Genomic DNA, 21568 nt, shown 5'->3' on the forward strand with positions numbered 1-21568 from the left:
CCAGGTTCTGTCCCCTTGGGGCACGGAGCCCCGTCGCGGGACCCTCTCCCGCGCCGCGCGCGTCTCCCAGCGCCCCGTCGGCGACGCCCTGTCGGCCGCCGCTTCCGGTATTTTCCGGAACTTTCCGTCCGGAAGACGCCTGCGCCCCGAACTCTAGCCGGGCCGATCGAAGCCGTAGCCCGAATGGCTGGGGAGTTAACTCGCCTGGCGCACTTGTTGACCATGCATGCCATGACGGAGCCGTTCATGAGCGCCTTGTGTACGGCGAACGGCACCGGGAAAACGCGGAACGCCCCGGTCCTGGTGGCGGATCGGGGCGTTCGGCGGGGACGCGGGGGCGCGTGCGATGAGGACGCGCGGCGGGTGGCGCGGGGCGGGCAGCTCGCGGCGGCGCCTTCACCGCCGGGCGATGCCGTGCCGGGCCGGGCTGCCGGGCCGGCCGGAGTTACCGGTTCCGGCCGGGGCTGCCGCTCAATCGGGGCTCTACCAGTCGCCCTTCGACGAGGACGAGGAGGACGAGCCGTTGAATCGGCGTACGAGGTAGACGACTCCGGCGATCAGCGCTGCCGCGATCAGCACCTTGAACAGCAGGCTGATCAGTACGCTGACCGCGGAGGCGATCAGACCGCCGAAGACGACGATCAGGATGACGGGCACCACGACCCAGGTGACCCACCACGGAAGCCCTGCGAATATCCCCTTACCAGCCACTGCTCTGCCCTGCCTTCTGTCTGTCGCGTCGATGGCACCGTTCACGTACCGCGCGTCCGCCGCGTCGCGTCTCCGGTTCCCCCTTCACCGTCGATGCTAGGGCGCCGCACGCCGCTGTGGGGGCCTCGCAGCCCCGGCCCGTCCCTGACCCTTCCCCTACGGGTCGGGGGCCCGGCCCTCAGCTCTCGGGCGGAGAGAAGACCACCATCACCCGGAGGTCCTCGCTGATGTGGTGGAACTTGTGGGCCACCCCGGCCGGCACGTAGACCACACTGCCCCGGGCCACCGACTGCGTCTCCATCCCGACCGTGATCGCCGCCCGACCGCTGACCACGAGGTACACCTCGTCCTGGGCGTGCGGCTGCTGCGGGTCCGTGGTGCCGGCGTCCAGCGCGTACAAACCGACCGACATGTTGCGTTCCCGGAGGAACTGCAGATACGCGCCGTCGTTCGCGGCCCGCTCCGCTTCCAGTTCTTCCAGCCTGAAAGCCTTCATGCCGTTCGCACCCCTCGATGATTCAGACTCGTCTGCGACGATCTCACCATGAAGAATTTTCTGGTCAAGACGATCGCCAACGCCGCGGCACTCGCCGTAGCGGTCTGGCTGCTCAAGGACATCACGCTGACCGGCGACAACACCGGTCGCACCGTACTGGCGCTGGTTCTGGTCGCGTTGATCTTCGGGCTGGTCAACTTTGTGGTCAAGCCCATTGTGAAGCTGCTCTCGTTCCCGCTATTCATCCTCACGCTCGGCCTGATCACTCTGGTCGTGAACGCACTGATGCTGCTGCTCACTTCCTGGCTGGCGGAGAAAGCCGATCTCGCCTTCCATGTGCAGGGCTTTTGGACCGCGGTGCTCGGCGGCGTGATCATTTCGATCGTTTCCTGGGCAATGCACATGATCCTTCCCGACAATGACTGACCAGCCGCAGGCTCCTTTCCGCGTCTGCTTCGTCTGTACCGGCAACATCTGCCGTTCGCCGATGGCCGAGTCCGTCTTCCGCGCCCGCGTCGCGGAAGACGGACTTGCCGGCCTGGTCGAGGTCGACAGCGCGGGCACCGGCGGCTGGCACGAGGGTGACGGCGCCGACCCGCGCACGGTCGCCGTGCTGCGGGCGGCCGGCTATGAACACGACCACACCGCGAGGCAGTTCCAGGCCGCCTGGTTCGACCGTCTCGACCTGGTGATCGCGCTCGACTCCGGTCATCTGCGCGCGCTGCGTCGCCTGGCCCCGACCGCGCGGGACGCCGCCAAGGTGCGGTTGCTGCGCTCCTACGGGGCCGCAGGCGCCACGAACGGCGTCGGCGGCTCAGGTGGCGCCGGCGGCACGGCCACGGACCTGGACGTCCCGGATCCGTACTACGGCGAGTTCGCCGGCTTCGAGGAATGCCTGGAGATGGTCGAGGAGGCCGGCGACGGCCTGCTGGAGGCGGTCCGCTCCGCGGTCACCGCCGCCACCGCCGTCACGGACGCCTCGGAGTCGTGCGCCACCGGATCCGACGGCCGGCCGGACCTGCAACGGCTGTGAAGGACCTGAGCCCGCCCGGCTCTGCGAATTCCCGGCGATTTCCGGCAAAACGCCACGCATAACCATCAGAAGCACGAATTCACACCGAAGTACCCGTAAAACCTGTAACACCCTTAACACCCCGCGGCCCCGTGCCATCGGTGACGCCGATGATGCCGTTGACGCCCTGGCACCGGCGCGCCCGCGGTTCCCAGAAGCAGGAGAGCGCATGACGGGCGATGGCACACGCGTCGTACGAGCGGGACTTCCCGAGCCCGCGGCCTACGAGCCGACCCACCCCGGGCCGGTCTTCGCGGCCCACTTCCACCTTCCCGGCGACGCCGTCGGCCCGTATACCTACGGGCGCGAGTCCAACCCCACCTGGACCCTGCTGGAACAGGCCATCAGCGACCTCGAATCGCCCGGTGAAGCCGCCCGGAGCGTCGTCTTCGCCTCCGGTATGGCGGCGATCAGCGCCGCCCTCTTCTCGCAGTTGCGCGCCGGGGACGCGGTGGTGCTCCCCAACGACGGCTATCAGCTGCTGCCCGCCGTCCGCACCCGCCTGGAGAGCTACGGCATCGAGGTGCGCACGGCGCCCACCGCGCATGACGCGCAGCTCGATGTGCTGGACGGCGCCCGGCTGCTCTGGATCGAGACGCCCTCCAACCCGGGCCTCGATGTCTGCGACATCCGGCGGCTGGCCGACGCCGCGCACGCCCGGGGCGCCCTCGTCGCGGTCGACAACACCCTCGCCACCCCCCTCGGCCAGCGCCCTCTGGACCTGGGCGCCGACCTCTCGGTCGCCAGCGGCACCAAGGCCCTGACCGGCCACGGTGACGTGCTGCTGGGCTACGTCAGCACGCGCGACGCCGCGCTGGCCGACTCCGTACGGCTGTGGCGCAAGACGGTCGGCGCGATCCCCGGCCCCATGGAGAGCTGGCTCGCGCACCGTTCGCTGGCCACCCTCGCGTTGCGCGTACGCCAGCAGGCGGCCGGCGCTCTGGCGCTCGCGCAGGCCCTGGCCGACCGCCCCGAGATCACCGGCCTGCGCCACCCCGGACTGCCGTCCGACCCCTCCCACCAGCTCGCCCTGCGGCAGATGCGTGCCGGGATCTTCGGCTGCGTGGTGTCGTTCACGCTGCCCGACAAGGCACATGCCGAACGCTTCCTGGCCGCGCTGACGCTGGTGGACGACGCGACGAGCTTCGGCGGAGTGCGGTCCACCGCCGAACGGCGCGGCCGCTGGGGCGGCGACGCCGTCGCGGAGGGGTTCATCCGCTTCTCGGTCGGTGTGGAGGAACCGGTGGATCTGGTGGCCGACGTGCTCCGGGCACTGGACTCGGCAGCGCGACCGGCCTGAGGCCGCTGCTCGGCCGGGCCGGCGGCATCATCCGGGCCCGCGGCAACGTCCGGGCCGCCGGGAGGACGCCCGGACCCACTGCCGCCGACGGTCCTGCGCACGCGCGATGGGCCGGCAGGGTATCCCCCCTCGTCACCCTGCCGGCCGCGGTTCACACTTCAACGAACCGCTTCCACAAGGCTAGTTGACTCAGCGTCAGTGTCCAATCACGCTGGCGATGCAGCCCTATCGACAAATTTATGGTGGGGCCGCGACCAGGCATCCGAGGGGCGCGGGAGGTTCCCGATGGATCTGGCTCTGCTGCGCACGTTCGTCACGGTGCACCGGGCCGGCTCCTTCACCCGCGCCGCGGCGTTACTGGGCCTCTCCCAACCCGCCGTGACGGGCCAGATACGTTCCCTGGAGCGGCAGTTGGGCCGCCCCCTCTTCCTGCGCAACGCGCGCGGCGTCACCGCGACCACGATCGGCGACGAACTCGCGCACAAGGTCGCACCCCACCTCGACGCGCTCACCGAGATCACCGAGGCCGACCTGGACGAGGAGTCCGTGGCCCGAACGCTGCACCTCGCCGGGCCACCGGAGTTCACCGCAGAGCGCACACTGCCCGCGCTGGCGCCGCTGGTGTCCCAGGGGCTCGCCCTGCGCGCTGCCTTCGGCCCCTCCGAGGAGCTGCTGGCGGGACTCGCCGCCGGGCACCACGACCTGACCGTCACCACCGCCCGGCCACGCGGCGGCCTGCTGACCTCCACCCCGCTGTGCGACGAGGAGCATGTGCTGATCGCCTCGCCGCGCTGGGCGGCCCGGCTGGGCGGGCCGGCGGTCCTGCGCGCCAGAGGTGTGCGGCTGCTCGATCACGTACCGCTCGTCGAGGTGCACGAGAGCCTGCCGCTGATCGCCCGCTACTGGTCCGCGGTCTTCGACGCCAGGCCCGCCGCCTCCGCCACCATCATCGCCAGTGATCTCCGGGCGGTGCTGTCCTGCGTCCTCGCGGGTGCGGGAATCGGCGTACTGCCCCGCTACCTGTGCACCGGCGCGCTGGACAGCGGCGAGATCATCGCCCTCCTCGACCCACCGGTGCCGCCGCTGCGCACCTACTTCCTGGCCGTCCGCACCGGGACGCTCGGCCTGCCGCATATCGCGCGGGCGCACGAGTGGCTGCTGCGGACGGCGACCGACTGGTGAGAGCCGGCCACGATGCGCGGGCGCAGGTGCGAGGCGGTTCCCTCGCCGTCCCGGGGCGGTGCGGAGCCGGCACCCGGCGAGGGGCAGCCTCCGGTGATGGGCCGCGGCGGATTGTGGGGCGTGCGGCGCATCGGGGCGTGAAGCGGCGCGAAGGGGGCGTGTGGCGTCGTCTCGGGCGGCGTGGGTTTCACCCGGCCGTGACTGCGGCATCTGTCCCCTATGACCGTACGGCCAGTCGTGAAACGCACCGCCCGCGCGATTCTGCTCGACGGCGAGGATCTGCTTCTGATCAAGCGCACCAAGCCGGGCCGGGCTCCGTACTGGATCACCCCGGGCGGTGGCGTGGAGCCCGAGGACTCCACCGTCATCGAGGCGCTCCACCGCGAGGTGGACGAAGAGCTGGGCGCGAAGATCAAGGATGTGGTGCCGGTCTTCGTCGACACCGTCGAGCACTTCAGCGAGGGCGGTGTGGACGGCGTGAAGGTGCAGCACTTCTTCGTCTGCCGACTGGACTCGATGGACCTCTCCCGCCGGCACGGCCCCGAGGTCGACGAGCCCTGCGGCGAGTACGAGATCGTCCGGGTGCCCTTCACGCGGGTCGGGATCGCCTCCGTCGAGGTCGTACCGCTGTCGCTGCGGCACTACCTCGACGGCAACATCGAGGGCGTACGCGCCATGCACGCCCCTGACCTCGGCTGACGACACGGGGGCGGGGACCGGCGAGCCGCCGGCCGAGAGACGGACCGACGGACAGACCCGACGGACGGACCGGCGGACGACCGGTGGGCTCTGGAGCCGCCCGGCTGCCGCCCGCCCGCTTCCTCAGCCGAACCACCCGCGGAACTCGGGATCACCCTCCGTGGACCGCCGGGGCTGGGCACGCGCGAGCACCCGCTCGACCCGGTCGAGGAACGCCCCGTTCAGCTCCGCGGCGAAACTGTCCGGCCCCTGGGTGCGCCCCGCCTCGCCGCGTGCGCCGACGGAAGCACCCAAGGCAGCGTCGAAGGAAGCACTGAAGGAGGCATCGGCGGAGGAGTCATCGGCAGAAGACTCATCGAGTGCGGCAAAGCGCGCTTCGACGGGTGCGCCGCCGTACGCGGCCGCGTCACCGACAGCCTGGTGCCCCTCGTCCCAGGGGTGCTCGTCCTTGCGCTCCGCACGCCGGAACGGTGCCCGCTCGGGAGCCTCCTCCGCGGCCCCGAAGAAGTCGCCGCCCTTGCGCTTGTAGTCGTCCGTTCCCCAGGCCCGCGCCCCACGCTGCTGCGCCGGGACCTTCTGCAGATGCGGGATGTGCTTGGAGCAGTGGATGTACGCCTCTTCGATCCCGACCATCACCCACAGCTGGGCACGCCGCCCGGGCACCGGGTCGACCGGCAGACCGGGGTGGCTCGCCCGCATCTCCTCGTCCATCACCACGCGCGCCCGGCCGTTGATGTGCAGCCCGATGCGGTTGCGGGTGAAGTCGACCATCAGCAGGCCAAGGCGCGGGTTCTCCGACATGTTGCCCACGGACGCCATGACACCGTTGCCGCGGTACTCCGGATACGCCAGTGTCCGCTCGTCCAGCACCTGCACGAACCCGGCCGGCCCGGCCCGGAAACTCGCATCGCAATCGCCGTGCCGGTCGGCCGTGGACAGGAAGAACATCTCCTGCCGGGTCACGAACTCCCGCATCCGCTCGTTGAGATGATCCAGCACCTGGTCACCGTAGAAGCGATTGGCGCGCTCGGTCGTACCGAGCCGCTGCTGCACCAAGTGCTCACCGTCGCTCCCGGGCCGCTCTCCCTGCCGCATGCCCCGCCCGTCCCCTGTCCGACCGTAGTCGCCCTGTGCTGCCAAGACCTCAATCCCCTGCCGAGACCAGCTCTTCGATGGAGTCATGCCGTATGCGAGCGGTCGGGATGCCGACCCCCACCAACGCGTCCACGCCGCTGCGGATCAGCCCGGGCGGCCCCGAGAGGTAGGCGTCGTACTCCCGCCACGGCCCGTACTGGCGTACCGCGTCCGGGAGTTGGCCACTGACGCTGTTCGTTCCGCTGGGCGCCGGACCGGAGGCCACGACCGGGCGGACCGAGAGCCAGGGATGCGTCTGCTCCAGGCGCATCATCGTGTCGATGTCGTACAGGTCGTGGTCGCTGCGGGCGCCGTAGAACACCTCGACCGGGCGCCGGGTGCCGTGCTCGGCGACGTCCTCGATCAGGGCCTTGATGGGTGCGATGCCGGTGCCGCCGCCGACACACAGCAGACCGTTCCTGGTGGAGTGGTCGACGGTCATCGAGCCGCCCGGTGCACCGAGGCGGATGACGTCACCGGGGCGGGCGCGGTGGACCATGGCGTTGGACACCCAGCCCGCCGGGACGGCCTTGACGTGGAACGAGAGCAGCCCGTCGGAGCGGGGCGCCGAGGCGAAGGAGTAGTGCCGCCAGATGCGCGGCCACCACGGGGTCTCGACGCTGGTGTACTGCCCGGCGCGGAAGGGGTACGGCTGGTCCGGGCGGACCGTCACCACCGCGATCTCCGGCGTGCGCAGCTCGTGCGAGACGACCTCGGCCTGCCACCACGCGGGGGCGACGGCCTCGTTCTCGGCGGCCGCGTCGATCATGATCTGGGAGATCGCGGTGTACGCGCGCACCCACGCGGCCTCCGTCTCCTCGTCCCAGCTGGAGGTCGCATAGCGCGAGAGCGCGCCCAGCAGGCACTCGCCGACCGCGGGGTAGTGGTCCGGCATCGTGCCGTACTTCCGGTGGCCGCGCCCGAGGTGCGAGAGGTACTCGGTGAGCCGCTCGGCGTCGTCGGCGTGCTTGGCCGCGGTGAGCAGCGCCTTGAAGAGCCGGTCGCGCTGCGTGTCCATCGAGGCGGGGAACAGCGCGCGCAGATCGGGGTGCTGGACGAACAGCAGCGCGTAGAAGTACGAGGTCACCTTGTCCGCGATGGGCTCGATCTCGGCCATGGTGCGGCGGATGAGGATCGTGTCGGGGGAGGCGGGAGCCGAGGTGGAGACCGACGCGGTGAGGGAGTTCAGCGTGGGCTCCGCGCTGCCCGGGCGCTCCGGGACCGAGGTGCGTCGCGGTGCCGAGGGGCGCTCGGGGGCCGCAGGGCGGCCGGGGGAGCGAGGGGCCTCCGAGGCGGCCGGGCCCTGTGCGCGGTCCGGTCGCTGGACGGGGGTGAAGGCCGGGGGCGCGGGGGCGGCCGGGGGTGCGGGGGCGGCCGGGGGTGCGGACGCGGCCGGGGGTGCGGACGCGGCGGCCGGTCGCTGTGCGCGATCCGGTCGCTGGACGGGGGTGAAGGCCGGGGGTGCGGAGGCGGCCGAGGGGGCGAACTCGGCGGGCGGTTCGGCGGCGGGGTCGAAACCGCCTGCGGCCCCCGGGCCCCGCGCCGGCTCGTGTACCGGCTCGGGCTCACGGCCGGGCTCACGAACGGGATCGCGGCGGGGCTCACGGTCCCACGCGGCCGGGGACTCATCGCGGGACGCGTCGTACCCGGGGTGGGGCTGCTCGGTGTACAGGGCGGCACGGGGCTGTCCGGCGGACGCGGCACCTGCGGGGGAAGAACCCTGGTGCGACGGGGCGTGCGACTGCGGAGCCGGTGACTGCGGGGCGTGCGGCTGCGGGGCCGGCGAGGACGGAGCCTGCTGGAAGGGGTTTTGGAAAGGGGGCTGGAATGGTGCCTGCTCGGACCACGCCTGCTGGGCGTGGTCCGGCGCCTGTCGCGCATCCGGAAGGGGCTCCGGCTCGCGCTCACGCTCGGCGGCGGTACCTACCGGCCGGATCGGATTGACCGGCCGGCTGGGTATCCGTTCACGGTCGTCACGGCCCCCCTGGCCCTGCGGGTCGGTCGGGTCGTTCTGTTCACTCCGGTCGTCCTGGTCCTGCCGGCCGTCCTGGCCGTTCTGCCGCTCCGACTGATCCTCGGAGGGCTTTTTCGACGGAGGAGTGAACCAACCCCAATCGCCACTGCTACCGCCAGAAGAGCCGCCATCGGCCGACGTGGTGGTCGGAGCGTCCATGGTCTGCCTCGCCTCGAACGTCTTTCGGTTGTCTTCGCACTTCCGTGGATCGGAAGTGCCCGGAATTCCCCCGCCTGGCCCCCGGAATACTTCATCGGCTCACACTATTCCGGCAACTTCCTCCAAAGCGGACACATCTCACGTCCCTGCAGCAATCGGCGCAGATGCCGCCTGCGCAGCATGCCACCCCGGTTCATCGCATCGGACAAATTAGTCAGAAGTCCTGATGCGGGGGCCCACTCGCCGCTAGGCTGACGGGTTTTTGCCTGGCCGCGTGCGCACCCACGGAGCCCTCACCCCGCTGAACCGGACTCGACCATACCGGCAGTAGTTGAAACCACAAGCCCTGATCTGCGAACACTCCACACGGGCCCCGTGATAACAGTGATCCTCCCCACAGAGCGGCTTTTCCGTACACACAGCGGACGAATCCGCCGCCTAATGCTCTTTATTACCGGCCAGTACGAACGAGGGTGTATGCGTCACGCAGATCGCGGCCCGCGTACGCGAATGAGGCCACGTCACTGACGTGGTGATCCGCATTCACCGCCACTGACACCGGAACCGCGGCGAAGAGATCGACATCCGACATGGAGTCGCCGTACGCCACGCAGTCAGCCCGGGTCAACCCGTACCGCGCGCAGAGTTCATCGGCGATCCTGACCTTTGCGGCCGAGGAAAGGATGCCGGTCGGCTCCACCCGTTCCATGATCGGCACGGCCGGCCAGCGCGATCCGTGCGCGGTATCCGCACCCCATGTCAAGAGCCGTTCCACAAAGAATCCCGGAGACAGGGAGATCACCGCGCACCGTTCACCACGTGCACGGATATCCGCCCAGACCTCCCGGATTCCGAGCAGCCACGGAGCGTTTTCAAAAGCCGCCGCCACTTGCCGTTCGGTGAGCTCCGCCGCCCACAGATCGCACGCGAGTTGCGCGAATTGCGGCGGCGTCAGCTCGCCCGCGGCGAACCCACGCTCCAGCTCGGCGATCTCCCGGTCGAGGCCGAGCTGCCGGGAGATCTCGATGGCGGCCGCGGACCCGTGGAGCAGGGTCCCGTCCATGTCGAACAGATGCAGCTTCCCCATGGGGCGAGCGTAGGCCGGGGGAGGGAGCCCGGGAGGAAGGGGGAGGGGGATGGGGGCAGGGGTGGGCGATGTGGGAGGTAGGTGGTCGGTGGTCGGGCGGCGTACTCAACCGCGCGTACACGCGGATACTCCCGCCGCCAGATGTCCCGTTCCGCGCCGCGCGCCATCGTGGGACGCATGCAGCAGCTCAGCCGCCCCGCACGCCGGGGATTCCTCGTCGTCCATGTCGCCGTATCCGTCGGCTGGTTCGGGCTCACCCTCGGCCTGCTCACGCTGAGCATCACCGGCTACACCACCCGCTCCCCCGAGATGGCGGAGATCGCCTACCGCGCCATGAAGATCTTCGGCGATTGGCTGGTCGTCCCCATAGCCCTGGCCTCGCTGCTCAGCGGGTTGGTGCTGTCCCTCGGCACGCGATGGGGGCTGGCCAGGCACCGCTGGGTCTACACCAAGTTCTGGCTGACCCTCGTCACCGTGCTGCTGTCGGTCTTCTCGCTCCGCCCGGGGATCAACCATCTCGCGGCCGAGGCCGCCGCCGGTACGCCGGTCCCCGACATCAATCTCGTCGTCGCCCCCTCGGTCGCCACCGCGACCTACCTCTTCATCACCGCGGTCTCCGTCCTCAAGCCGTGGGGCCTGACCAAACGCGGCAGCCGACTGCGGGGTACGCAGCCGGCCGGAGCCCGTGATGTCCGGGCTGTGCGCAGCAGTTGAGGGGGAGGGGCGTGGGGTTGGGGGGGCAGGCGGCGTCAGGCGAGTTCGGCTTCCGCCGCCGCAGCCGTGGCGATGCGGTGGTCCTGCTCAGGGGCGCCGCCGCCGAAGCCGATCGCCCCGACCAGGCGGCCGTCCCGGTGCAGGGGCACCCCACCCGCGATGAAGAGCAGCGGGCGGTCAAGCGCCGTGGGCAGGGTGTGGAAGAGGCCGTCGGGACGGACGAGGTCGACGAGGTCGGCGGTCGGTGCGTCCAACTGGAGCGCGGTGAACGCCTTGCGGTTGCTGGTCTCGCCGGAGATCAGCACGGCGTCGTCGTCCCGGCGGAGGCCGAGCAGATGACCACCCGCGTCCACAACGGTCACCGTGCCACGTACCCCGAGCCCCTCGGCGGCCCGGCGGGCGGCCTCGATGAGCGCATCGGCGTCACGGGTGGTGAGCGGGCGGACGGTGGGGACCTCGGTGGTGGTAGCGGTAGTGGTGATGGTGCTCATGGTTGTGCTCCTGGGGAGGTTGAGGGGGAGGGGGTTGTAGAGGGGTGTAGGGGGTGCGATTCAGGGGCGAGAGGCCCCTGGGGGTGCCGAGTGCTGCGCTTCAGCCAGGCACGGCGCGGGTCCGGCCGAAGCCGCCGGGATTCTGCCGGTCAGCCGCCGCGATATCTGCCGGGTGTCCGCCGAGATGCCCATCGGGATGCCCCAGCGGAATGCCCATCGGGACGTCTCTCTGAATGGCCACTCGGAATGTCCACGGGCCCAAGCCCGTTCGCCCACGGCCGAGATGGTCAGCTCTGTGCCGCCGGGACCGGCTCCTCCGTGGCCACGGCAGGGCCGCCGGAGGCGACCACCTGGTTGCGGCCGGCCGTACGCCGCTCCAGGGCGGACGCGAAGATCGCCACGCCGAGTGCCGCGGCGGCCATCAGCGCACCGACCCAGTTCGGCGCGGTGAAACCGAGACCGGCCGAGATGACGATCCCGCCGAGCCAGGCCGCCAGCGCGTTGCCGAAGTTGAAGGCCGCGATGTTGCCCGCCGAGGCGAGCGTGGGAGCGGAAGCGGCCTGGTCCATCACCCGCTTCTGGAGCGGCGGCACGGTCGCGAACCCGAAGACGCCGATGAGGACGATCGTGGCGGTCGCGGCCACCTTGTCGTGCGCGGTGAAGTTGAACGCCGCCAACGCGAGGGCAAGCCCCGTCAGTGACACGTACAGCATCGGCATCATGGCGCGGTCGGTGAAGCGGCCGGAGACCAGGTTTCCGCCGACCATTCCGATGCCGAAGACAGCCGTCAGCCAGATGACGGAGGACGGTGCGAAGCCCGTGACCTCGGTCATCATCGACGCGAGGTAGGTGACGGCCGCGAAGACTCCGCCGAAGCCGAGAACCGTCATGAGCATCGCCAGGCCGACCTGCGGATTACGGAAGACCGCCAGCTCACTGCCGATACGGGAAGCGGCCTTGGCCCCGTTCGCCGGGATGAGCTTGAGGATGCCCACCAGACCGATCACGCCGAGCGCGGTGATGGCGAAGAACGTGGTGCGCCAGTCGAACTGCTGGCTGAGCATGGTGCCGGCCGGGACACCGACGACGTTGGCGACGGTCAGGCCGCTGAACATCAGCGAGATGGCCGTGGCCCGCTTCTGCGGCGCCACCAGGTCAGCGGCCACGAGGGCACCGATTCCGAAGAACGCACCGTGCGTGAAGGCGGAGACGATCCGTCCGGCCAGCATGATCCCGAAGTTGGGCGCCAGCGCCGTGAGCAGGTTGCCCACGATGAACAGGCCCATCAACAGCACCAGCATCTGCTTGCGGGTGAACCGCGTACCGAGCGCCGTCATGAGGGGCGCTCCGACGACCACGCCCAGGGCGTAGACGGTGGTCGCGTAACCGGCGAGCGGGATGGAGACACCGAAGCCGGCGGCCATGTCGGGCAGCAGCCCCATGACCGCGAACTCGGTCGTTCCGATCCCGAAGGCGCCGATGGCGAGCGCCAGGAGTGCGAGTGGCATGACGGATCCCTTCAAATGATTGCGTCCGTCGCTTACAGGCGTCGACAATAATTGCAGACGCAGTTACTTGCAAACGCGGGCTATTTCAAAAGTGCCCTATCCTGGTGCGTACGACCTATGAGGAGGTCCTCGATGACGCCGCAGACGCACGAGACGCCGCAGGTGACAGCCGTTCCGGACCTCCGGTCCGCCGCAGGGCCCCCGGTGGCGGACGGCCTGGAGCCGGGCACGGCCATCGACGGGGAGACGGGCTCCCGCCAAGCGGCTCAGGAGCGCGACGGGGCTCCGGCCTCTGCTCCGGGTGCGGCTGCGGGAGGGACTGCGGGGGCGACCGCGACCTTGGCTCCTGGTTCGGCTTCGGAGTCGGCTTCGACTACTGCTTCGGCTCCGGCGGCGTCCCCGTCAGCCGGGTCTGCTTCCGATGGCACCTCCCCCGGCTGCCCGCCGTCGCAGTCCGGGCCGGCACGCGGGCTCGCCCAGGGCTGGTGCGCGCTGTCGGCGCTGCACGGCCGTATCGAGTCGCACATCGAGCGCGCGCTCCAGGCCGGGCACGACCTCAGCGTCCGGGAGTTCTCCGTCCTCAACGTGCTCAGCGAGCAGCACGATGGGCCGGGCGGCCACCTGCGCATGAACCAGGTCGCCGACTCCGTCGTCCTCAGCCAGAGCGCCACCACCCGCCTGGTGACCCGCCTCGAAGAGCGCGGACTGCTGTCCCGCTACCTGTGCCCCGACGACCGGCGCGGCATCTACACCAACGTCACCGCGGACGGCCTCGCCCTCCTCGAACAGGCCCGGCCCGCTCACGACAACGCCCTCCGCGAGGCCCTGCAGGAGGCCGCGAGGCGCCCGGAGCTGGCACCACTGGTCACCGCGGTGGAGACGTTGGCACCGTCCATCTAGGGGCGGGGCAGGACCCGGCCCGCGGTCGCCGGCGCCCCCGGTGCCTGCCCGGGAATGGCGTGGCGGTGCCGCCCGAGGGCTGTGCCCCCGGACCGGCGCCTACTGCCCGTCCTGCTGGGGCTGCTGGGGCTGCTGGGGCTGCTGGGGCTGCATCAGCAACGAGTTGTTCACCGCATAGGGTCGCGCCCATGAGCGATTTCGAGATACGGCGCGCCACCGAGGCAGACCTGCCGGCCATCGTCGCGATGCTGGCCGACGACGCGCTGGGCGCGACCCGCGAATCCCCCGACGACCTGACGCCCTACCGCGCCGCCTTCGAGGCACTGGCCGCCGACCCGCAGCAGCACCTGGTCGTCGCCGTCCAGGAAGGACGTACGGTCGGTACCCTCCAGCTCACCGTCATCCCGGGCCTGTCCCGTCGCGGCTCCACCCGCTCGATCATCGAGAGCGTGCGCATCCACGCCGACGCGCGGGGCAGTGGCCTGGGCACGCTGCTCATCGAGTGGGCGGTCGCGGAATCCCGCACCCTCGGCTGCCAGTTGGTGCAGCTCACCAGCGACGCGACCCGCATCGACGCCCACCGCTTCTACGAGCGTCTCGGGTTCGAGGCCTCCCACCTGGGCTTCAAGCTCCAGCTCTGACGAGCACGGGCGGGTCGCCCGACGAAGCCGCACCGACCGACCGTGTCGGGCAACCGCCGGCACCCGCCCCCGGAAGCCCACGCAGACCCCCGATCCCACCGTTCGCCCCGTCACATGCCCCACCACCACGCCGTCGGCCACACCGACAGGTACGGCCGAAGGCTCACGTGTACGGGCGGGGACCGACGCGTACGTCCGAGGCCGACAGGCAAGGGCGGGGCTGACGCGTGCAGCCGGGGCCATCGCCACGGCGGTCGGCCGCCACCGTCCACCCTCGGGCCCCGGACCGCCGCCCTTCGCTCCTCCCCTACGCGGCTCACCGGGCTCACACGGCTCACCCGCACCTCACCCAACCGGGCGCGGGTTACGGCCGCGGCGCCCGCACCCGCTCCCGATGGGCCTTCTGCCGGCACGCACCACCGCAGTAGCGCGCGGGCCGACCGGTACGCGCTGCCTCCACAGGCCGACCGCACACCTCGCACGGGATCGCCTCGCGTCGGGCCTCGTCGCCGTGGGGGCCAGCCCTGCGAGTTTCGTCGCCCGTCGTGCCGACGCCTCGGGTTTCGTTACGCGCTTCCGCCACATTCGGCAGTTTCGTTACGGCGCGGCCCGGCCGCAGCCCGTCACACAGAAGGGCGGTCATACGCCCCGGAGTCTCCCCCTCCGCTCCCGCCCCGGAGCGCTGACGCTCCATCGTCATGCATCCGATCAACAGCACACGGACGTCCTCCAGCCGGACGTCCTCCCTTACCGCTCCGGCCTCTTGCGCCCGAACGAGCAGGACCCCCCACGCTTCCTCGAACTCCTGCTCGATCCCGGGTGGCGCCTCGCCTTCCCTGCCCCTGCCCCTGCCTCCGTCCCCGCTCCCACAGGCGGCCTCAGCCGCCGAGCCCGCCGCCTCCAGCGCGTCACACAGTGCCTTGTTCCGCGAGGCCAGCCGGACCACCGCCGCCAGGAAGCGAAAGAACACCCCGCCCGGATCCTCGGCGTCGGCCAAGTCCCTTGCCGTATCGGTGAAGAGCCGAAGCCGGTCCTCGATCGATGCCCTGAACAGGGCTTCCTTCGAGGGGAAGTGGCGATACACGGTCCCCGCACCCACCCCGGCACGACGCGCGATCTCCCCCAGCGGCACTCCCAAGCCCCGCTCCTCGAAGGCCGATCGAGCCGCCTGAAGCACCAGGGCGCGATTGCGCCGCGCGTCAGCACGCGAGCAGCCCGAACCGACATTTCGCACCTGCAAGCCTCCCGAGATCGCCGCTCAGCCCCATCAAAAACATGCCGATTTTAAACGGGCTGAGCGTTCCGATTCTAAGAGCAGACCAAAACATGAGCCGTGAGGGCCACGCGCAGCTGCTGACGGCCTCGAAAAGCGATGGCTACGAACGAACGCCGTCACGGCCGGCAGCGACACGGAACATGAGCCACGGACGGCCACAGGAAAGCCACTGGGGCAGAGCAGAGAAACGGGCGACCGGAGCGGCGCTCTCCAGCAACCCGCGCCCGCCCCGCCCCTCGACGCGCAACACTCCGCGCTGCGACTCGCGGCAGGGCGTGGATGCCAGGACGGGATGCCAGGCCGGGCGATCCCGCAACACGGCGCACAGTCGGCGACCCTCCACGCAACACCCCGGCCAACCTCCCCACCGCCGCCCGAGCACATCGAAAGGAGTCGACATCGCCACAGCAGGGCTACGCCAACTCCCCTACACGATAGGGAACTTGAGGGCCAAATGGGTGACTGCGAGAGCAAGAAAACGAGGGCTCGAAAGGCGCGTCCCGAGCACGCGACAAGGCCGGCCGCACCGCGAACGCGGCTGCCCTCGTTCCCAGACGACGGCTCCGCCACAGCGGCCTTCTCCCCACCACCCCAGGGGCCCTCTGGGTACCGCAAAGACTGTGGGGCGCTGCGTTTCACGTGAAACGCAGCGCCCCATCCAGCGCGAGCCGCTCGGCACAAGCGGCCTCAAGCACCATCACCGAACAGTCGGCATCAGCCGGCACCTAGCCGGCGGGCTGACACCAGCCCCCAACAACCGGCGACCGATGCGCGGGCAGCGACCGACGAGCGGCAGCAGCGACCCGCAGCCGCGCGCCTCCTACCGGCAACCTCCTACCGCCCTCCCCCTACCGGCTCAGCCGGCGGCGACAACCTCATCCCACGCCGCTCCGGCCGCTCCGGCCGCCGCGTCCTCGTCGATGGTTGCGCCCAGTGCCCGCAGACCGGCCGCCAAGGCCGCCAGCGAAGCCAGCACCACGTCACGGTCCGCCGCCCGCCCGTAGTGATTCACCCGGATCATCTCCTTGGCCAGTGCGCCGCCCGCCGCCTGCAGCGGCACCGAGCTGTTGGCGGCGAGCGCAGCGGAGACCACCTCACGGGCATCGAGGCTCGCGGGCGCCCGCAGGGTCGTCGCGGCCGGCGCCGCGTCCTCGTCGCGGATCACGTACGGGACCGGGCCACCGAGCACGCGCACGCCCGCACGTACCGCAGCGGAGGCGGCACGGTGGCGGGCCATGGCCGCCTCCAGTCCCTCCACCTCAAGGCGATCCACGGCCTGCTCCAGGGCGAGCATCTCCAGCTGCGCAGGAGCATGCGGCAGGGCGGTGCGGCCGCCGTCGATCCAGCGCTCCTTCCAGTCCAGCAAGGAAAGGTACGACCGCCGGGGCGCCTGCTCATTGGCCACGATGCGCTCCCAGGCGCGAGCGCTGACCGACACCGTGGAGACACCGGCCGGCCCGGCCACCGCCTTCTGCCCGCCGATGACGCACAGGTCCACCCCCCACTCGTCGGTGAGGAGCGGCTCAGCACCCACGGAAGCCACCGCGTCGAGCATCAGCAATGCCCCGTGCTCGCGCACCAGGGCCCCGATCTCGGCGACGTGGTTGGTGTTGCCGGTCGCCGCCTCGGCATGGACCAGGCTGACGAAGTCGATCTCCGGGCGGTCCCGCAGCGCATCCGCCACCTGCTGGGCATCGACAGCGCCGGTGAAGGGCGCGCTGACGGTGATCACCTCGGCGCCGCAGGACCGCAGCCAGCCGCCGAAGGTCTCCCCGTAGGGGCCGGTGATGATGTTGAGCGCGGTGCTGCCGGGCCGCACCGCGGAGCGGATACACGCCTCAAGAGGCAGCAGCGCCTCGCCCTGCATCGTCACGACATCGCAGCGGGTGCGCATCAACGCGGCGACCTTGTCCTCGATACGCGCGAAGTGGGCTGCGTCGAGCGGCGGCAGGTCGAGCAGAACCGGGGCGTCGGAGTTCGCAGTCACGGCAGTCACAGTGGCCTTCCAGCGGTGGCGAGCCGCGGTTCGGGCGGCTCCTGACATCTGGATCGACTGTACGTCCGTGAACACCACCCTCGCCGTGCGGCCCTGCGACCCCGGAGGTCGTCAGGCGCAGCTCACACGCGCCATCCCTCCGCGTCCACGCCTCCCGGCACCGGTCCTGCCGGCTCGTAGGGGCCACGGGTGAAGACGAAGGTGCCCAGATCCAGATGATCGGCCGCACCGTCCTCGGTCCTGACCACCCTCAGCGTCTCCCCCGCGTAGTAACCGTCGAGCCCGGTCCAGGTACCGTCCGCCTCCGCCCGGAACCGCGAACCGCGCCCCGTACCGGACAATGGCGACAGCGTCAGCCCGCGCTCAGCGGTCAACCGCAGGGCGAACGGGTTCGCGCCCCAGTACCAGGGCCCGGTCAGTGCCAGCAGGTCGTGGTCGAGCGGCCCGGACAAGGGACGCCACGGCTCCGGAATCCTCGGTTCGCGATCGGCCACGATCTCCAGGAGGTCGGTGGCCACCGCGCTGATCGCCGGTCCCGACGTGCAGTTGGCCAGGGCGATGCCGGCGAGATCCTCCTCCACGTCGACCCACAGCGACGCCAGGAAGCCCGGCATCGATCCGGTGTGCCCCGCCAGCCGGCGCCCAGCCCCGCCGTCGCCGCGCTCCCCGCGGCCGCTGGTGCGTACGAGCTGCAGGCCCAGGCCGTAGCCCGCCTCCCAGCCGCCGCCCTCAGGCGGCACCGCCGGGGCACGCATCTCGGCCAGGCTCGACTCGCTCAGGACCCGTTCATCCCCCCGCAGCAGGAAGTGCGCCCAACGGCACAGGTCCTCCAATGTGGACCACAACTGCCCGGCCGGGCCCATCAGCCCGGTGTCGTGCGCCGGTTCGGGGAGCAGAGCATCGGCCCACGGGTGGACCGCCCAGCCGCCGGCATGCGGCATCGCCGGCTGCAGCGTCGTACGCCGCAGGCCCAAGGGTTCACACACCTCGCGCCGCAGCACCTCGCCCCACGGCTCCCCTCCCCGCAGCCGCTCGACGAGCGCACCCAGCAGCGCGTAGCCCGGGTTGGAGTAGTGGTGCCGGCGCCCGGCAGGAAGTCGCTGCGGCCGCTCACCGAACAGATCGGCCGGCTCGGGCCGTAGCCCGCCCTCGGTCCGCTCCCACCACGGCCCCCGCGGCTCCGCCGTCAATCCGGAGCTGTGGGACAGCAGTTGGGCAACGGTCACGGTCGGCAGCGGGGCGTCCTCCAGGTAGGTGCCGATCGGATCCTCCAGCCGGAGCATCCCTTCGTCCCTCAGCCTCATCACCATGACCGCCACGAAGGTCTTGGTGATCGAGCCGATCCGGTACTGCACGTCGCCGTGCGGCACTTCCCCCTCGACCGAGGTACGGGCCCCTGTCCACACCGTCCGTCCGCCACGCACGACCGCCCCCATCATCGACGGCGCCCGCCCCTCGGCCTGGCCGACCGCAAGCCTGCGCAGCAGGGCCCGACGCGTCTCGGGCATCAGCTCGGTAAAGGCGTCGGCCGCCTCCGCTGCCGCCCCACTCCCCGCAGCCGGCGCCCGCCCGGCGGCCGGCTGGTCGAGCGGGCCGCTCAAGTGCGGGTCGGGTCCTTGGGATTCCGTGGACGGTGCGGTGGTCATGACGCTCCTCAACGGTCGAACCGGCGCGTGCGCAGGCAAACGACTGCCTACCGGGGATCACCATCTCCCGATCACGGCCCTGGACGCCACCAGGTGGCGACTCACCGTCATCACCCGCCGAAACCGCGAACACCAGCGCCGTCCCAGGACGCCGAGCCCCTCAAAGATCTCGCGGCTCGCGCCGGACAGCGTCGCGTTGTCCATCCTCTTCTCGGGCCGACTCATGTGATGGCCGGGCGCCTTGTCTCGGAAGGGGTGGCATTACCTCTCGCCCGCTTCGGGAGTCACGACGGCCGAGCTGCGATCTGCCGGCGGGCGGTGTCCCAGACCTCCTCGAACTTCTCCAAGGTCAGCTGCTCTGGATCATGGCCTTCCCACTCGGAGACGGGCAGTTCTGCTGTGATCCCGAACCTGCTGTCGCACTCGTCGAGGCGGCCCGCATCGGAGGCCCGCTGCCATTCCGCGAGGGAAGCAGCTGCGATCGGGGTCCGCCCAGGCCCTTCGAGCTCGAGCTGCCGGGTCACCCAGCCCTCCGAGTCGATCTCGAAGTAGAACCAGACGTCTTCCTCGTCCCAGTAGCAGCGCATCCATGTGGTCACCAGCTCATGATGGTGGGGACGTCTGACAACCACGGCGGACGGTCAGCCGGTCTGCGCCGGGCCCCTCGGCCATCGCTTGGCCGTCGGAACCGATCATCGGGGACACGGAATGTGCGCCCACGGCCGCCAGGGATCAGGTCTGCGCCATGTCCACGAAGCGCGAGTAGTGGCCCTGGAACGCCACGGTGATCGTCGCCGTCGGGCCGTTACGGTGCTTGGCCACGATCAGGTCGGCCTCACCGGCGCGCGGGGACTCCTTCTCGTAGGCGTCCTCACGGTGCAGCAGGATCACCATGTCGGCGTCCTGCTCGATGGAGCCGGACTCACGGAGGTCGGAGACCATGGGCTTCTTGTCCGTCCGCTGCTCCGGGCCTCGGTTCAGCTGGGAGAGCGCGATGACGGGGAGCTCCAGCTCCTTCGCCAGCAGCTTGAGGTTTCGGGACATGTCGGAGACCTCCTGCTGGCGGCTCTCGGCGCGCTTCGAGCCACCGGACTGCATCAGCTGCAGATAGTCGATGACCACCAGCTTCAGCTCATTGCGCTGCTTGAGCCGACGGCACTTCGCGCGGATCTCCATCATCGACAGGTTCGGCGAGTCGTCGATGTACAGCGGGGCGGCCGAGACGTCGGGCATCCGGCGTGCCAGCCGCGTCCAGTCCTCGTCCGTCATGCTGCCCGAGCGCATGTGGTGCAGCGCCACCCGCGCCTCGGCGGACAGCAGGCGCATGGCGATCTCGTTGCGGCCCATTTCGAGCGAGAAGATGACGCTGGGCAGGTTGCTCTTGATCGAACAGGCCCGCGCGAAGTCCAGCGCGAGTGTCGACTTACCCATGGCGGGACGGGCCGCGATGACGATCATCTGGCCCGGGTGCAGACCGTTGGTCAGCGAGTCCAGGTCGGTGAAGCCCGTGGGCACACCCGTCATCTGGCCCTGACGCGAACCGATCGCCTCGATCTCGTCAAGGGCACCTTCCATGATGTCGCCGAGCGGCAGGTAGTCCTCGCTGGTCCGCTGCTCGGTGACGGCGTAGATCTCCGCCTGGGCGCTGTTGACGATCTCGTCGACATCGCCGTCCGCCGCGTATCCCATCTGCGTGATGCGGGTGCCGGCCTCGACCAGCCGGCGCAGCACCGCCCGCTCGTGGACGATCTCGGCGTAGTACTCGGCGTTCGCTGCCGTCGGGACGGACTGGACGAGGGTGTGGAGATACGACGCTCCGCCGACCCGCGCGATCTCCCCGCGCTTGGTCAGCTCCGCGGCGATGGTGATCGGGTCGGCCGGCTCGCCCTTGGCGTACAGGTCGAGGATGGCCTGGTAGACCAGCTCATGGGCGGGCCGGTAGAAGTCATCGCCCTTGAGCACCTCGACGACATCCGCGATGGCGTCCTTGGACAGCAGCATGCCGCCGAGCACGGACTGCTCGGCGTCCAGGTCCTGCGGGGGCACACGCTCGAAGCTGCCGGCCCACGAGCCGCCGTCTTCGTCACCGCGGTCCTGGCGGTCACGGCCGCGGTTCTTTCCGTCGTTACGGCGGGAGCGGGCGGCCGGCAGCCGGTCGCTCGGACCGGAGTCCGCCCAGGGGTCTTCCATGGACTCGGGAATGCTCACCCCGGGCACCTCCTCCCGTCCGCGACGCGGACCTTGCTGTGCTCCTCTTTCTTACGGCACAGCTCTGACAATCGAGCCGCCCGACTCCGGCTACGGCGCGTCGAGTTCGGACGTATTCTCACGGCGGAACAGGCTGCGGGTGCCGGACCACGGTAGGCCCGCGGGCACCGTCCGCCAATCTGGTTATCCACAGGCCGTGTGGATGACGGCCCCATAGCTGTGGAGAACCCACCGGATCCTGTGCACGGGCCGGGGGAAACCGCTGTGGACAAGCACACAATCACTCCGTCCCCACCCTTCTGACCTGCGATTTTCTCATCCATAGGCTGTGGGG

Annotated in this window: 20 protein-coding genes; 8 read left to right on the top strand and 12 right to left on the bottom strand. The window is 70.5% G+C overall.

What is annotated here, in order from left to right:
* Positions 1-483: 483 nt before the first annotated feature.
* Both QOM21_RS17980 and QOM21_RS17985 read right to left on the bottom strand, forming a co-directional pair.
* Entirely contained in the window at positions 484-711 is a 228-nt protein-coding gene (locus tag QOM21_RS17980; protein WP_407551339.1) for a DUF5326 family protein, read from the bottom strand.
* A gap of 178 nt (positions 712-889) precedes the next feature.
* Positions 890-1207, bottom strand: coding sequence for a cupin domain-containing protein (locus QOM21_RS17985; RefSeq protein WP_407551341.1), 318 nt, complete (start codon positions 1205-1207; stop codon positions 890-892).
* Between the two features lie 48 nt (positions 1208-1255).
* Between QOM21_RS17985 and QOM21_RS17990 the strand changes: the two genes are divergently transcribed.
* From QOM21_RS17990 to QOM21_RS18010, 5 genes are all read left to right on the top strand, one after another.
* Positions 1256-1633: a phage holin family protein gene (locus QOM21_RS17990; protein WP_407551343.1), complete on the top strand. Its 378-nt coding sequence runs from the start codon at positions 1256-1258 to the stop codon at positions 1631-1633.
* Positions 1626-2240 carry a low molecular weight protein-tyrosine-phosphatase gene (locus QOM21_RS17995; RefSeq protein ID WP_407551345.1) on the top strand — a complete coding sequence of 205 codons (615 nt, stop codon included), beginning with the start codon at positions 1626-1628 and terminating at the stop codon, positions 2238-2240. The genes QOM21_RS17990 and QOM21_RS17995 overlap by 8 nt, the downstream gene beginning before the upstream one ends.
* A gap of 208 nt (positions 2241-2448) precedes the next feature.
* On the top strand, positions 2449-3579 hold the full coding sequence (locus QOM21_RS18000) for a cystathionine gamma-lyase (protein ID WP_407551347.1): 1131 nt from the start codon (positions 2449-2451) through the stop codon (positions 3577-3579).
* A gap of 285 nt (positions 3580-3864) precedes the next feature.
* The gene (locus QOM21_RS18005; RefSeq protein WP_407551349.1) at positions 3865-4761 is read left to right on the top strand and encodes a LysR family transcriptional regulator; all 897 of its coding nucleotides are present in this window, start codon (positions 3865-3867) and stop codon (positions 4759-4761) included.
* A 219-nt stretch (positions 4762-4980) separates the two neighbouring features.
* The gene (locus tag QOM21_RS18010) at positions 4981-5460 is read left to right on the top strand and encodes an NUDIX domain-containing protein (protein ID WP_407551351.1); all 480 of its coding nucleotides are present in this window, start codon (positions 4981-4983) and stop codon (positions 5458-5460) included.
* Between the two features lie 123 nt (positions 5461-5583).
* On the opposite strand, the gene QOM21_RS18015 is transcribed toward QOM21_RS18010, so the two are convergent.
* From QOM21_RS18015 to QOM21_RS18025, 3 genes are all read right to left on the bottom strand, one after another.
* On the bottom strand, positions 5584-6555 hold the full coding sequence (locus tag QOM21_RS18015; protein WP_407551352.1) for a pyridoxamine 5'-phosphate oxidase family protein: 972 nt from the start codon (positions 6553-6555) through the stop codon (positions 5584-5586).
* Between the two features lie 49 nt (positions 6556-6604).
* Entirely contained in the window at positions 6605-8266 is a 1662-nt protein-coding gene (locus QOM21_RS18020) for a globin domain-containing protein (RefSeq protein WP_407555712.1), read from the bottom strand.
* Between the two features lie 952 nt (positions 8267-9218).
* Positions 9219-9854 (bottom strand): HAD family hydrolase, encoded by a 636-nt coding sequence (locus QOM21_RS18025; RefSeq protein ID WP_407551354.1) that lies wholly within the window; start codon positions 9852-9854, stop codon positions 9219-9221.
* A 177-nt stretch (positions 9855-10031) separates the two neighbouring features.
* Here QOM21_RS18025 and QOM21_RS18030 point away from each other — a divergent pair, with 177 nt between their 5' ends.
* Complete coding sequence (locus QOM21_RS18030) at positions 10032-10568, top strand: DUF2269 domain-containing protein (RefSeq protein WP_407551356.1); 537 nt, start codon at positions 10032-10034, stop codon at positions 10566-10568.
* Between the two features lie 35 nt (positions 10569-10603).
* Here the strand turns inward: QOM21_RS18030 and QOM21_RS18035 are convergent, their stop codons facing one another.
* A complete protein-coding gene (locus QOM21_RS18035) occupies positions 10604-11059 on the bottom strand; it encodes a GlcG/HbpS family heme-binding protein (RefSeq protein ID WP_407551358.1) in 456 nt (151 codons plus the stop codon).
* 287 nt (positions 11060-11346) lie between these two features.
* Positions 11347-12567, bottom strand: a complete 1221-nt coding sequence (locus tag QOM21_RS18040; RefSeq protein WP_407551360.1) for an MFS transporter — start codon at positions 12565-12567, stop codon at positions 11347-11349.
* Between the two features lie 492 nt (positions 12568-13059).
* On the opposite strand from QOM21_RS18040, the gene QOM21_RS18045 reads away from it, so the two are divergent.
* Both QOM21_RS18045 and QOM21_RS18050 read left to right on the top strand, forming a co-directional pair.
* On the top strand, positions 13060-13467 hold the full coding sequence (locus QOM21_RS18045) for a MarR family winged helix-turn-helix transcriptional regulator (protein WP_407555713.1): 408 nt from the start codon (positions 13060-13062) through the stop codon (positions 13465-13467).
* Between the two features lie 188 nt (positions 13468-13655).
* Positions 13656-14108 carry a GNAT family N-acetyltransferase gene (locus QOM21_RS18050; RefSeq protein WP_407551362.1) on the top strand — a complete coding sequence of 151 codons (453 nt, stop codon included), beginning with the start codon at positions 13656-13658 and terminating at the stop codon, positions 14106-14108.
* A gap of 364 nt (positions 14109-14472) precedes the next feature.
* Here the strand turns inward: QOM21_RS18050 and QOM21_RS18055 are convergent, their stop codons facing one another.
* From QOM21_RS18055 to dnaB, 5 genes are all read right to left on the bottom strand, one after another.
* Positions 14473-15342: a TetR/AcrR family transcriptional regulator gene (locus QOM21_RS18055; RefSeq protein WP_407551364.1), complete on the bottom strand. Its 870-nt coding sequence runs from the start codon at positions 15340-15342 to the stop codon at positions 14473-14475.
* An 898-nt stretch (positions 15343-16240) separates the two neighbouring features.
* Positions 16241-17380 carry a pyridoxal-phosphate-dependent aminotransferase family protein gene (locus tag QOM21_RS18060; RefSeq protein ID WP_407551366.1) on the bottom strand — a complete coding sequence of 380 codons (1140 nt, stop codon included), beginning with the start codon at positions 17378-17380 and terminating at the stop codon, positions 16241-16243.
* 122 nt (positions 17381-17502) lie between these two features.
* Positions 17503-18888, bottom strand: a complete 1386-nt coding sequence (locus QOM21_RS18065; protein ID WP_407555714.1) for a serine hydrolase domain-containing protein — start codon at positions 18886-18888, stop codon at positions 17503-17505.
* Positions 18889-19310: 422 nt separating this feature from the next.
* Positions 19311-19613, bottom strand: coding sequence for a hypothetical protein (locus QOM21_RS18070; protein WP_407555715.1), 303 nt, complete (start codon positions 19611-19613; stop codon positions 19311-19313).
* Positions 19614-19758: 145 nt separating this feature from the next.
* Positions 19759-21216, bottom strand: a complete 1458-nt coding sequence (gene dnaB, locus QOM21_RS18075; protein WP_407555716.1) for a replicative DNA helicase — start codon at positions 21214-21216, stop codon at positions 19759-19761.
* Positions 21217-21568 lie beyond the last annotated feature (352 nt).

It is taken from the genome of Streptomyces sp. Pv4-95, assembly GCF_045782725.1.
Lineage (GTDB): Bacteria > Actinomycetota > Actinomycetes > Streptomycetales > Streptomycetaceae > Streptomyces.